The organism is Afipia broomeae ATCC 49717 (assembly GCF_000314675.2).
GTDB lineage: Bacteria > Pseudomonadota > Alphaproteobacteria > Rhizobiales > Xanthobacteraceae > Afipia > Afipia broomeae.
Map to the genome: position 1 here is coordinate 2004458 of NZ_KB375282.1, position 12493 is coordinate 2016950.

Consider the following 12493-nt stretch of genomic DNA (forward strand, 5'->3'; position numbering starts at 1 on the left):
TCCGGGCCCGACGACACATTGAAGGTGAACACCGCTGTGACATGCTCGCCGCCGGCGAGATAATCGAACGCGGCCTTGTCGTAGCTGATCTTGCCGGTGACGGGATCAATCGTGAACAGGTCTGCCAGCGAGCCACCGGCAGGCGCTGGACCGTTTGAATTGGCGGCGTCGAAGGCCAGCGTATCGGCCACATAGCGAATGTGCACGTCGCTTGCATCGACATCCGTAATCGAAACGTGGTCCGCGACCGTGACCACGTCGACGTCTGGAGTGCCGGTGTTGCCCTCGGTGTCGGCGGCCGGATCGGTCACCGCTATCACCGGCGCGTCGTTGGCGCCATCAATCGTCACCGTGATGGACTTCTGAACCGTATCCGGGCCGGACGACACATTGAAGGTGAACGTCGCGGTGACGTGCTCGCCGCCTGCGAGGTAGTCGAACGCGGCCTTGTCGTAGCTGATCTTGCCCGTGACAGGATCAATCGTGAACAGATCGCTCAGAGACCCGCCAGCAGGCGCCGGGCCACTTGAGTTGGCGGCATCGAACGACAATGCCCCCGCGTACGGCGTCTTCACGTCACTCGCATCGACATCCGAGACCGAAACATGATCCGCAATCGTGACCACGGCGAGGTCCGGAGTGCCCGTGTTGCCCTCGGTGTCGGTTGCAGGATTGGTCACGGCTATCACCGGCGCGTCATTTGCGCCATCGATGGTGACCGTGATGGATTTCTGAACCGTATCCGGGCCGGACGACACATTAAAGGTGAAGACCGCTGTGACATGCTCGCCGCCGGCGAGATAATCGAACGCGGCCCTGTCGTAGCTGATCTTGCCGGTGACGGGATCGAGGGTGAACAGGTCTGCCAGTGAGCCGCCAGCCGGTGCAGGACCGCTGGAGTTGACAGCATCGAAGGTCAGCGCGCCTGCGTACGGTGTCTTCACGTCACTCGCGTCGACGTCCGAGACCGAGACGTGATCTGCGACCGTGACCACGGCGACGTCTGGTGTGCCGGTGTTGCCCTCGGTGTCGGTTGCAGGATTGGTGATGGATATCGTTGGAAGATCGTTAGTGCCGGTGATCGTAACCGTGACGGTCTTCGCAACAGATGTATCGTTGCTGTTGTTGCTATTATCTTTGACGGTGATCGTATAGGTCGCCGTTATGGTTTCGCCTTCCGCGAGGTACTGGATCAGATTGGTATCCAGCGCGAAATCCCAGTTGAAGTCGTGATCGCCTGCAGCCAAGGCCGACGAAGGAACCGTCAGTGCGGTTGCGAGCGCCAGGGCCAATGCAGGAGATACCCCGGCACTCCCCGCCGCATCGTTGTTGTAGGTGACGTGCGCCGTATGCGTATCCGTCAGATCGGCGTCGGTGAACGTGACCGAGCCGTGGTCTTTCAGAATACCACCGACAGGGTCGACGTCTTCCTTGACCGCTGCGCCGTTGTCGATGACGGAAATAACGGGCTGGTCGTTCGCCGCGCCGATCTGAACGGTGATCTGCTTTGTTGACGACAGGCCGTTGTTGTCCGTAACCGTGACATCGTAGATCAGCGTCAGGGTCTGCCCCTTCGCCAGAAAATCGAACAGATGGTCCGGCAGCTTGAATTCCCAGCCGACCGAACCCTGATTGTTGGTATCGGTGTTGCTCTCCGATACCGAGGCTGTCACCGCTCCATTGAGGGCATCGCGGGTTGCATGCGGAATGTCGTTGTAGTCGCCGCCCGACCACACCACCGATGAGGCGCCCGGATGAAGCGCCGCGCTTGCCGTATGGGTGTCGGAGAGATCCACATCGGCGAACGCCAGCGTTCCGGTCGCAATATCGACAACCGAATTCGGCGCGCCCGTTGTGTCCGGAACTTCGTCGGCCTGATGAATCGCGGCATCGGCCGTCAGCACCGGCGCATCGTTGGTGCCGGTGATCGTGATGGTGACGGTTTGTGTCACCGGGACGCCGTTGTCGTCCTTGATCGTGATCGTATAGATCTGCGTGATCGTCTGACCTTCGGCCAGCGATTGCAGCGTGGGATCGTTGTCGTCCAGCGAGAAGTGCCAGCCAACCGAGCCCTGATTGTTGGTGTCGGTGGTGCTCTCCGAGACCGGATCAATGGTGAATGTTCCGATCTTGGTCGTCGTCGGAGCATTTCCGGCGCCGCTGACAAAACCTGGCAGAGTTGAGGACGTCGATGTCAATTCGACGGTCGCGGTGTGTGCATCGGTCAGATCGACGTCCTTGAACGTGATCGTCCCGTTCGTCTCGATGTGGCTCGACGCGACCTGTACGTCTTCCTTGACCATGCCAGTGATGGTCGTCACAGCACCCACCACGATCGTCGGCGCGTCGTTGGCGCCCGTAATCGTGATCGGGATTTCGACCACACCGGTATCCGGCCCAGATGTCGCGGTCACTTGGATCTTGAAGGTAACGGTCTGGCCGTCGTCCAGGAAATTGAACTGCTCGCGGTCAAAGGAGACCGCGCCCGTCGTCTGATTGATGTGAATCAGCGGCTTCAGAAAGCCTTCGGTGAGATATGGAATCGTGCTGACCGCGCTCGTAATGATCGCGCTGCCGGCGACGAACGGAATGCCGATATCGTAGAACGGCGCATTGCCGATATCCGGATCGTCGATCTTGACGACGTCCTTGAAGCTGAAAATTTTGATCGTCGGGGAGAACGCCTGATCCGCGAAGACAGGGAGTGCCGAAAACTGCGCCTTGGTATTGTAGAAAGTCCTCGGAGGATTTGGCTGCCCGGTAACGGGATCGTAGCCGACACCCGGGATTGTAATGACCTTGGGCGGCCCGAGGTCCTGTAGCGGCTTGTAGAATGCGAAGGGATTTAAGTTGTCGCCGGGAGAGCCAAATCCGTTTTTCTGCGACTTCGGATTGGCGTTGTCCGGATTGTAGTTCGGGAAGTAAAGCTTGAAGACTTCCTGAATCAGTGTCTTCGCGGATTCCTGATCCGCGAGCGTCTTGAGCTGTTCAATCGCTGTCGGAGGCTGGCCAACGCCGCTGACCGACACGTAGGTCACCTGCCCGGCCTGCGATACCGTTCCGATCAACTGGCCGGTTGTCTTGTCGTAGAGATTGTATGAGCCGGTATGCCCGTCCGGCTCGACCAGCACCGAGAACTTGGTTGGTCCGTCGTTCGCGCCGATTTCCACCAGTACGGCAGTGCCGCGAATACCCATCGTGGCAACCGGCGTCTCGACGCGCATGTTGCCGTTCTTGGCGGTCTGTCCCGCAACGAATGTAATGGTGCCCTGAACCAGGCTGATCAGCGATGAATTCGACGATCCGTTCGGATCGAAGATCATTTCGTTGAGCACCATGCGCGCATTCGCGCTCATGCCGAACGCGCTGCCGTCGATGAACGTCATGCCGACCGACGAGTTAGATCCGGTCTGGACCACGTCGCCCTTTTGCACGGGATCGCCGATATTCAGCTCAACCGACACTCCGTTCCGGATCACGGATGCGCTTCCGGACATCTTCAGGACGTGTCCGATCACTTCTCCGGCCTGTGCCGGCGCGGTAGCCTGCGCGTAGTGGACGTGACCGGTCAGCGCATCCACGATGTGACCGGAAAGGGTTGCCCCGTCCTTGGTGGTAAGAACTGGCCTTGCTTCGCCCTTGAAGTAATTGCCGATCACAAATTTCTGGCCATTACCCGAAATGATCAGGTCGCTGCCGATCCGCATGTAGTCGCCGGAAAACAGCAGATGCGCGTCAGGTACGACGACTTGGTTGTCCGACATATGATGCTGGACGAAATTCGGCTTCGAATCGAAAGAGAAACGCTCCCCACCCAGTGAAACTGGGGAGTCGTGCATCAGCCCGGCATCAAATGGTCCGGAAAAATTCAAACCCCTGCCCGCCCGTCAAAAGTTATTATTAAGAAATTCAGAATTCGCAATTCATAGCATCAAAGACCGTGGGCCCATAGTGAATTGAACCACACAGCGTGGTTTTACATGCCCTCGTTAAGTACAATTGGACGGTGATGACTTGGTTATTCCGCTACTGCTTCCTAAGACTATGGGACAAAATCGATAATCCGTGCTGCTCCGCAAAATGATCGGCCGATTAACGGAAGCGAATTGAGCCTAAAAGCCGCCGAAAGGGCGCATTCGAAATCGATCAATAACCAATCTGTACAGTCTATTCATCCAACTAGACTTGATAATCCATCACCTGGTTTCACCGAATACTGAAATCTTAACATTTTATACATCAGCGCCTGCGCGTTAGCCCTATCTACAATTTTAGACAATGTGGTCAGCGCTAGTTCCGCATATTTGAATCCAAATGGCTGATTAGCCGCCGCTTTAAGCGGTCGAAAAGGGGACGCGCCTAATCCTTGTGGCCAGATGATCTGGTCACGAGCCTGCATACGTTGCGAGCCGATGTCCGGACAAGGGGCGTCAGATGTCGGCTTTCAGTGTTCTGCGCGCAGGCGCAGTGTCATTTATGTTCACGATCAATGTCTTGGGCGGAGTGGCTCATGGGGCAGCTCACTCGCCGAGCGATCCAGCCATCGGGGCAACCGAGGGCCCGCAAAGTCCGGCTTCCGAGCCGTTCGGGCTTGCGACCTCGATGCTGGCCGACGGCCCTCTTCGCGCCAAATGGCAGACCGTAGAGCGCGCCATTACGGCCGAATCCGAGATCATCGCCGCCTGCGCCAGCGATCCCGGACATTGCACGTCCCAGCCAGCCCAGCGTTTCCTGGAAATCGTGAAGACGGCCTCCGCCCGCGAGGGCCTTGCCCGATTCGGCGAAATCAACCGCGCTTTCAATCTTGCCATACGGCCGGTCAGCGACCGTGCGCAATACGGTGTCGAAGATTACTGGTCGTCACCGCTGGCCACGCTGGCGGCAGGCGCCGGCGACTGTGAAGATTATGCGATTGCCAAGCTCGTTGCGCTGCGCGCCGCCGGCGTTGCGCCAGCCGATCTTCGCCTCCTGATCATTCGCGAAACCGCGACCGGAGATGACCACGCCGTGGTCGCAGCCCGGTTCGAGGGCCATTGGCGGGTGCTCGATAACCGCACCTTCCTGATGCTCGAGGACAACGGGTTCGACAAGTACCGCCCCCTCTTCGCGATCGATGCGGAAGGCGCGAAACGCTTTGAACAGCCGATGTTCGCGAACACCGCGCAGATCACACAGGCCCGCCCTGCCGAGATCACTCCGCGTGAGGCCGGCGCCGGCGCCGGAACATCGGCGGCCACGTTGGGCATGGACAGTTCTGCGTTCGACGAGTTCTGTCAGACCCTCGCGATGTAACCCGACATCTGACAAGGTTCGGCCGGATTGGTTCACGGTCCGACGAACTGATCTGTATCCACCGCTTAGATCTTGGCGATGGTTTGAATGGTCGCGACGAATAACAAAGCCGCGATCGTAACGAGCACCCAGCCGGGGTTGTCGCACAGCACCGTTCCCTGGCGGCATACTTCATCGGCCAGGGACCAGCCGTGGTTCCGGGTGGCGCCGGCGAGCAGGAATATCCCGCCCGCGCCCGTGATTGCGAGAATAAGCTGACGCATGGGTCCACTCCTTTCCACTGCCGATGTTCGGCGCGAAGGAGTGAATCAATGCTTGTCCCGATTGCTGAAACCCGGGTGCTTCGTGCGAAAATCACCCCACATCCATGGGCCGTCGCCTTGTCCATGGCCGCCCCGATGGCAGCAAACCGCTCCTCAGCACGCTCGCCGCTGGCAGCGTCGGTGACGTCGCAATCGCGTCGACGAACGATCATTGCAAGCAACCGATTCAAACGTGAAATGTGAATTTGCGAATGTCTTAAAATGGACACGCGCGAGCGTCTTAATTTGATTGTTATCCGTCGCGTCCGGATGGAACCGCTGAACACGCGTTGCAGCCGGAACATTTTTATCGCGGAAGGATTTTTGCCGATGGCAACACGTCTCCAAAGACTTGCAGAATTTGACGGCAATGGCGAACCGTCCCCCGATGAGGCGGTTCAGGTTTTATGCGAGGACAAGAGCGGGACCTATCAGCTTCCCTTTGCATGCCGCCGGGTCAACGGTGAATGGCGCAACAGCGAATCCGGAAGTCTCGTTGAAGCAATGGTGGTCGGCTGGCGGCGGCCCAGAGAAGCACGATCCTGATCCGAAGAGCCGCATTTGCATAAAGCGCAAACCGGTCTCCAGATCAGATCATGCCTGACAGAGTTGGTGCTTACTTCTTCGTCTTGGATGCGGCGTAACGTGCCTTGGTCTCGGCATTCATCGGATAGAGGCCGGGCAGTTCCGCGCCGTTGTTGACCTCGTTGACGATCCAGCCCTCCATTGCCTCCTGCTCCGGACCTTCAGTCAGGATCAGTTCAAGGAATGCCCGCGGGATCAGCACCGCGCCGTCCTGATCGGCTACGATCACGTCATCGGGAAACACGGCAACGCCGCCGCAGCCAATCGGCTCGCCCCAATTGACGAACGTCAGCCCGGCGACTGACGGAGGGGCAGCCGCGCCGTTGCACCACACCGGAAGTCCGGTGCCGAGCACGCCCTCGAGATCGCGCACCACGCCATCCGTCACCAGCGCGGTGACGCCGCGCTTTGCCATGCGCGCGCACAGAATGTCGCCGAAGATACCTGCGTCGGTGATGCCCATCGCATCGACCACGGCGATACAGCCTGCCGGCATCGCCTCGATAGCAGTACGGGTCGAAATCGGCTTCGACCACGATTCCGGCGTCGCAAGATCTTCCCGTGCGGGAACGAAGCGCAGGGTGAACGCCGGACCGACAAGACGCTCCTGCCCCGGACGCAACGGGCGTGACCCGCGCAGCCAGACGTTGCGAAGCCCCTTCTTTAGAAGGATGGTCGTGATGGTGGCGGTCGTGATCTTTTTGAGCGTTGCGATGGCTTCGGGCGAGAGCGACATAAGGGAAACTCCGGGTGTGGTGTGCCAGCCTTTTTGCGAAAGCGCGGGATCGCGTCAAGGCGGCAATCGCGTGACCGGTAATGTCCGCTTATGCGTTGCGATAACACCAACTTATTTGCCATTTTAGCGGGAGTGTCGGACAAAGGGAGGGTCCATCCTGAGATCTCCGGCCTGCCGATGAGCACCCCGCCCCGCATCCTCCCGTCCGGAGACACTGCCCTGGCGGTCGAATTCGGCCGCAGCATCGATCCGGCGGTCAACCGGCAGGTCCTGGCGCTCGATCGCGAAGTCGCGAGCGCAGCCATTGTGGGAATCCTGGAAACCGTTCCGACCTATCGCTCGCTGCTGGTTCACTACGATCCCTTGCTGATCGACTTCGCGACATTGTCGCAAAAGCTGCTGGCGCTCGCGGAGCGGCCTGTTCCAGCACAAACCAACATCCGGCGCTGGCGCGTGCCGGTGGTCTATGGCGGCGAATACGGCATCGACCTCGACGACGTGGCGCGCGCGCACAGTATCTCGACGGCTGATGTCATCGCAAAGCACACCGGCAGCGAGTATCGCGTCGCGATGATTGGCTTCACACCCGGCTTCGCTTATCTGAGCGGCCTCGATCCCGCCATCGCCACGCCGCGGCGCGAGAACCCGCGAACCGAAACACCGGCCGGCACCATTTCGATCGGTGGTGTGCAGGCGTGCGTGCAGTGTCTTGCCGCGCCGAGCGGCTGGCATCTGCTCGGGCGAACGCCAGTCCGCACCTTCCATCCGCATCGCGATCCGGTGTTTCTGATGGAACCCGGCGATGCCGTCACCTTCCATGCCATTGCGGCCAGCGAGTTTGCTTCGCTTGATCGCGCCGCTGAACGCGGCGAAGCTGTCGCAGAGTTGATCGCGTCATGAGCAAGCTTGTTGTCGTCACAACCGGGCCCGCGACATCAATTCAGGATGCCGGCCGGTTCGGCGCGCAACGCTATGGTCTCACCACCAGTGGTGCGATGGATCGCACGTCGCTGGCGATGGCTAACACCCTCGCGGGCAATTCTCCACTCGCCGCCGCGATTGAAATCGGGCCATTCGCGACCGCGTTTACGGTACGCAACGGGGCCGTGCGCGTTGCCCTTTCGGGCGCAGCACGTGTTGCTGATGTTGCAGGCTCGCCGCTGCTGATGAGCGAAACGGCGTTGATTGCGGACGGCGAAACGCTCAGGCTCGGCGCGGCCCGCAGCGGCGTATTCACTTATCTCGCCATCGAAGGCGGCATCGCGGGAGAACCCGTGTTTGGAAGCCTGTCGGTCAATGCGCGCGCCGATCTCGGCAGTCCCTTCCCCCGGCCGCTGCAAGCCGGCGATGTACTCGACGTGGGAACCGCACAAGTCACTTCGCATGAGCGCGCGCTGGACACCTTCGATCAGCCGCAGTCCCCGATCCGCGTCGTCATGGGACCGCAGGACGACGAGTTCGGCGCGGCCTGCGATGTATTCCTTAACAGCGAGTGGCGCATCTCGGCGACCAGCGACCGGATGGGCTATCGCCTGGAAGGCCCGAAGGTTGTTCACCCCGGCGGCCATAACATTGTTTCTGACGGCGCGGTCCACGGCAGCATTCAGGTGCCGGGCAATGGCCAGCCCATCGTGCTGATGGCGGATCATGGCACGACCGGCGGCTATCCGAAGATTGCGACCGTCATCAGCGCCGATCTGGGACGGTTCGCGCAGATGCAATCAGGTGCGATGGTCCGCTTCAAGGCAGTCACCGTCGAAGAAGCCCAGAACGAGGCGCGCAAGCTGGCCCAATTCATTCAGGCGCTGCCGGGCCGCATTCACATCGCGGGCGGCTCGAGCCTCAATCTCGTCGAACTGCAAAAGGCCAATGTCGCGGGCGTCGCGGTAAACGCCATCGACGACCCCTGAATCTTCACGAGGCGCATCCATGACCATCGATCTCAACAGTGATCTCGGCGAAGGTTTCGGTGCGTGGGACATGGGCAACGACGATGCGATGCTTGGCCTCGCCAGCAGTGTCAACGTCGCGTGCGGCTTTCATGCGGGCGATTCCGACATCATGCTGAAGACCGCGAGGCTCGCGAAAGAGCGCGGTGTCAGCATCGGTGCGCATCCCGGCTATCGCGATCTGCACGGGTTCGGACGGCGGCCGGTCCCCGGACTGAAATCATCCGAGATCGAGACCATGGTCGCCTACCAGATCGGAGCGTTGCAGGCGGTCGCGTCTTTGGCCGGTCACAAGGTGACCCACGTCAAGGCGCACGGCGCGCTTTCAAATGTTGCATGTGCCGACGACATGACCGCACGCGCCATCGCTGCCGCGATCAAAGCCGTCGATCCCAATCTGTATTTCGTGGTGCTGCCGAACACGGCGCTGGTGCGTGCCGGTGAAGCTGCTGGCCTCAAGTTGATCTACGAAGTGTTCGCCGACCGAGCCTACGAGGATGATGCGCAACTGGTAGCGCGCAGCAAACCCGGGTCGGTGCTTCATGACGGCGACCAGATCGCGCAGCGTGTGGTCCGTATGGTTCAGGACAACGCTATCACTGCCGCTTCCGGGAAGATCATCCCGGTGAAGATCGACACTGTCTGTATTCACGGCGACACGCCCGGCGCGGTCGAGATCGCGCGCAAGGTGCGGGCGGGGCTTGAGAGCAGCGGCATTACCGTCGCGCCGTTCAGCTCGCGGCGCTAGCTTCCATCGGTTGCGCGACGCCGGTCTGCGCGATCAGCCGCTTCAACTCCGGAATGCAGGAGCCGCAGTTGGTGCCGGCCTTGAGCTTCGCGCCGATCTCGGCAGCGGTTCGCGACCCCTCCGCTATCGCGCCGCAGATCGCGTTGCGTCCGACGCCGAAGCACGCGCAGACCACGGGGCCGTCGTTCGCTACGCCATCGGCGGACTTGCCCGACAGCAACAGCCGGCGCTGCTCGTCGCTGATCGTCTCTGCAGCGAACGCCGTCTTCACCGCGTCCCAGCTGGGTATGTCCTTCGCAGGCCCGATGAACACGCAGGCTTCGAGCCTGTCGCCGGAGAACTGCGCTGCGCGATACACGCCGTGGGCGGCGTCTTCGTACTCTGCGATGTGTCCTGCTTCTCCTTGCGGCGACAGGAAGGTTCTCCAGGCCGCAACGTCCAGATTGCTGGCGATGAGATAGCCATAGCCGCCCGTAACAGCGACGCGCGACCACCCCACATCCTTCGGAAACGACATCAGCCTGCGCGAGAGAACGAACCCACGCTGCCCGAACGTAACCGACTCAATGGCAACAGGCGTGGCCTTGTTTTCCGGCTGCCCGGAGAACGGATCGGTGAATGGCGCGACCAGCGCTCCTACCCGCCCCGATGCCGAGTTTTCCTGGCTCCAGTGGATCGGCGCGAACAGCATGCCGCGCTGCTGGCGCTCGCTGACGACAACTTTGAGAATGCACTGGCCGAGATCGGTCGCAAGCCGCGCATAACCGCCATCGACAACGTCCGCCTGGGCGGCGTCGGCCGGATGAATCTCCACATAAGGTTCAGGCAGATGCTGGCCGAGGCGCGGGCTGAGACCGGTGCGTGTCATGGTGTGCCACTGATCGCGGATGCGCCCGGTATTGAGCCGCAGCGGACGTGCCTCCGAAATTGCGCCGCGCAGCATCGGAACGTCAGGCGCAATGAAATGGCCCTTGCGGTCCGATGTATAGTAGCGGCCCTCGGCGAAGAAACGCGGCGCCGCTTCGCTCCCACCCTTCGGCATAGGCCACATGAACGGCGGCATTAAATCGAATTCGTCGTCGGCTACTGATGCCATCGCGCCGATATCAAAATCCCGGCTACCGCCGTTCTCGAACGCAGACAGTTCGGCATGCTCGCGGAAGATGTCGGCGGCAGAATGATAGGCGAATGCCGCGCCGTAGCCGAGGCGCTCGGCGACTTCGCTCATAATCCACCAATCCGGCTTCGCCTGACCGGGTGGCGTCAGGAATGCACGCTGCCGGGAGATGCGCCGCTCGGAATTGGTCACGGTACCGGACTTCTCGCCCCACGCGTGCGCAGGCAGCAGCACGTGCGCGCCTGAATTGATGCTGTCGTTCGACTGCACATTTTCCGAGATCACCAGCAGATCAAGCTTGCGCATTGCGGCGCGCACGGCATCCGCGTTCGGCAGAGACACGGCGGGATTGGTGCCCATCACCCACAGGGCCTTGATCTCGCCGCGGCCGATCGCCTGGAACATCTGAACGGCCTTGAGGCCCTCATGGGTGGCGATGTGCGGCGCCTTCCAGAACCGGCGAACGCGGTCGATGTCCGGCGGTGTGAAGCTCATATGCGCCGCAAGCTGGTTGGCCAGGCCGCCGACCTCGCGTCCGCCCATCGCATTCGGCTGACCGGTGAGAGAGAACGGCGAAGCCCCCGGCTTGCCGATGCGACCGGTCGCGAGATGACAGTTGATGATCGCGTTGACCTTGTCGGTGCCCTGCGCAGACTGGTTCACGCCCTGCGAATAGAGCGTCACCACGCGCGGCGTTTTCGCGAACATCTGGAAGAACGTCGCAACATCCGTTTCCGCAAGACCTGTGGCGAGCGCCGTCGCGGCAACGCTGCCCGCAATGCTGCGCGCTTTCGCCAAACCTTCGGCGAAGCCGCTGGTATGTTCATCGATATAGGAGTGATCGAGCGCACCGCTGTCTGCGAGGTAGGTCAACAGCCCGCTGAACAGCGCCGTGTCGGTTCCGGGTTTAAGGCCGAGAAATAGATCGGCGTCGCCCGATGTCTCGGTCTGTCGCGGATCGATCACCACGATGCGCGCGCCGCGCTGCTGCTTGTTGGCTATCATCCGCTGGAACAGGACCGGATGACACCATGCCGCGTTCGATCCGACCAGCACCAGCAGGTCGGCCTGATCGAGATCCTCATAGCAGCCCGGCACCGTGTCGGAGCCGAAAGCGCGGCGATGCCCCGCGACCGACGACGACATGCAGAGCCGCGAGTTGGTGTCGACATTCGCCGTGCCGATGAAGCCCTTCATCAGCTTGTTGGCGACATAGTAGTCCTCGGTGAGCAATTGCCCCGAAAGATAGAAGCCGACTGAATCGGGTCCATACTTTGCAATAATGTGTTGAAGCCGGTTGGCAACGTGATCGAGCGCATCGGTCCACGCGACCTCTTCGAACTTGCCGTTCGAGCAGCGGATCATGGGATGCAACAATCGTTCGCCCAGACCCAGCGTCTCGCCGAGCGCCGACCCCTTCGAGCACAGCCGCCCGAAATTGGCCGGATGCTCGGGATCGCCCGCGATGGTCGCGCCGCCCTTGCCGTCCGGCGTCGCGATGACGCCGCAGCCGACGCCGCAATAGGGACAGGTGGTCTTTGTGGGAGCGACGGATGGATCGACGTTCGTCATGCGGTCCCCCGCACGACGAACGGATCAGAGATCAGAACGGATGGTAGGAGAGCGTGCCGAACACGATGGCGGCGATCAGCGCGAAGGCGCCGTAAACGGCGAGCGTGTGAATGCGATCTTCCGCTTGGGCGGAAGTCACCCGGGCATGGGCTTCTGACACAATATCGCTCATCGCCGATCTCCAATCGATCA

At 61.0% G+C, this 12493-nt stretch carries 11 protein-coding genes; 6 read left to right on the forward strand and 5 right to left on the reverse strand.

Annotation, left to right across the window (positions count from 1 at the left end):
- The coding region (locus HMPREF9695_RS25255; RefSeq protein ID WP_051054974.1) for a VCBS domain-containing protein at positions 1-3764 on the reverse strand (3764 nt) is incomplete at its 3' end.
- Between the two features lie 670 nt (positions 3765-4434).
- On the opposite strand from HMPREF9695_RS25255, the gene HMPREF9695_RS09270 reads away from it, so the two are divergent.
- Positions 4435-5292: a transglutaminase-like cysteine peptidase gene (locus HMPREF9695_RS09270; RefSeq protein ID WP_006020586.1), complete on the forward strand. Its 858-nt coding sequence runs from the start codon at positions 4435-4437 to the stop codon at positions 5290-5292.
- A 65-nt stretch (positions 5293-5357) separates the two neighbouring features.
- Here HMPREF9695_RS09270 and HMPREF9695_RS09275 read toward each other — a convergent pair whose 3' ends face one another.
- Entirely contained in the window at positions 5358-5555 is a 198-nt protein-coding gene (locus HMPREF9695_RS09275; protein WP_006020587.1) for a hypothetical protein, read from the reverse strand.
- A gap of 48 nt (positions 5556-5603) precedes the next feature.
- On the opposite strand from HMPREF9695_RS09275, the gene HMPREF9695_RS26335 reads away from it, so the two are divergent.
- Both HMPREF9695_RS26335 and HMPREF9695_RS09280 read left to right on the forward strand, forming a co-directional pair.
- The gene (locus HMPREF9695_RS26335; RefSeq protein ID WP_157223921.1) at positions 5604-5798 is read left to right on the forward strand and encodes a hypothetical protein; all 195 of its coding nucleotides are present in this window, start codon (positions 5604-5606) and stop codon (positions 5796-5798) included.
- A gap of 126 nt (positions 5799-5924) precedes the next feature.
- Positions 5925-6140, forward strand: coding sequence for a hypothetical protein (locus HMPREF9695_RS09280; protein WP_024578158.1), 216 nt, complete (start codon positions 5925-5927; stop codon positions 6138-6140).
- Positions 6141-6210: 70 nt separating this feature from the next.
- Here HMPREF9695_RS09280 and HMPREF9695_RS09285 read toward each other — a convergent pair whose 3' ends face one another.
- Positions 6211-6915, reverse strand: coding sequence for a ribonuclease activity regulator RraA (locus HMPREF9695_RS09285; RefSeq protein WP_006020588.1), 705 nt, complete (start codon positions 6913-6915; stop codon positions 6211-6213).
- Positions 6916-7092: 177 nt separating this feature from the next.
- Here HMPREF9695_RS09285 and pxpB point away from each other — a divergent pair, with 177 nt between their 5' ends.
- The 3 genes from pxpB to HMPREF9695_RS09300 are packed head-to-tail and all read left to right on the forward strand — an operon-like array spanning position 7093 to position 9612.
- Entirely contained in the window at positions 7093-7815 is a 723-nt protein-coding gene (gene pxpB / locus HMPREF9695_RS09290; protein ID WP_041711578.1) for a 5-oxoprolinase subunit PxpB, read from the forward strand.
- A complete protein-coding gene (locus HMPREF9695_RS09295) occupies positions 7812-8825 on the forward strand; it encodes a 5-oxoprolinase subunit C family protein (protein ID WP_006020590.1) in 1014 nt (337 codons plus the stop codon). Before pxpB ends, HMPREF9695_RS09295 begins: the two co-directional genes overlap by 4 nt.
- A gap of 19 nt (positions 8826-8844) precedes the next feature.
- Complete coding sequence (locus tag HMPREF9695_RS09300; RefSeq protein ID WP_006020591.1) at positions 8845-9612, forward strand: LamB/YcsF family protein; 768 nt, start codon at positions 8845-8847, stop codon at positions 9610-9612.
- Here HMPREF9695_RS09300 and HMPREF9695_RS09305 read toward each other — a convergent pair.
- Positions 9596-12301 (reverse strand): nitrate reductase, encoded by a 2706-nt coding sequence (locus HMPREF9695_RS09305; RefSeq protein ID WP_006020592.1) that lies wholly within the window; start codon positions 12299-12301, stop codon positions 9596-9598. The two genes, HMPREF9695_RS09300 and HMPREF9695_RS09305, sit on opposite strands and share 17 nt — an antisense overlap.
- Before the next feature lie 31 nt (positions 12302-12332).
- A complete protein-coding gene (locus HMPREF9695_RS26645; protein WP_006020593.1) occupies positions 12333-12473 on the reverse strand; it encodes a hypothetical protein in 141 nt (46 codons plus the stop codon).
- Positions 12474-12493: the final 20 nt, after the last annotated feature.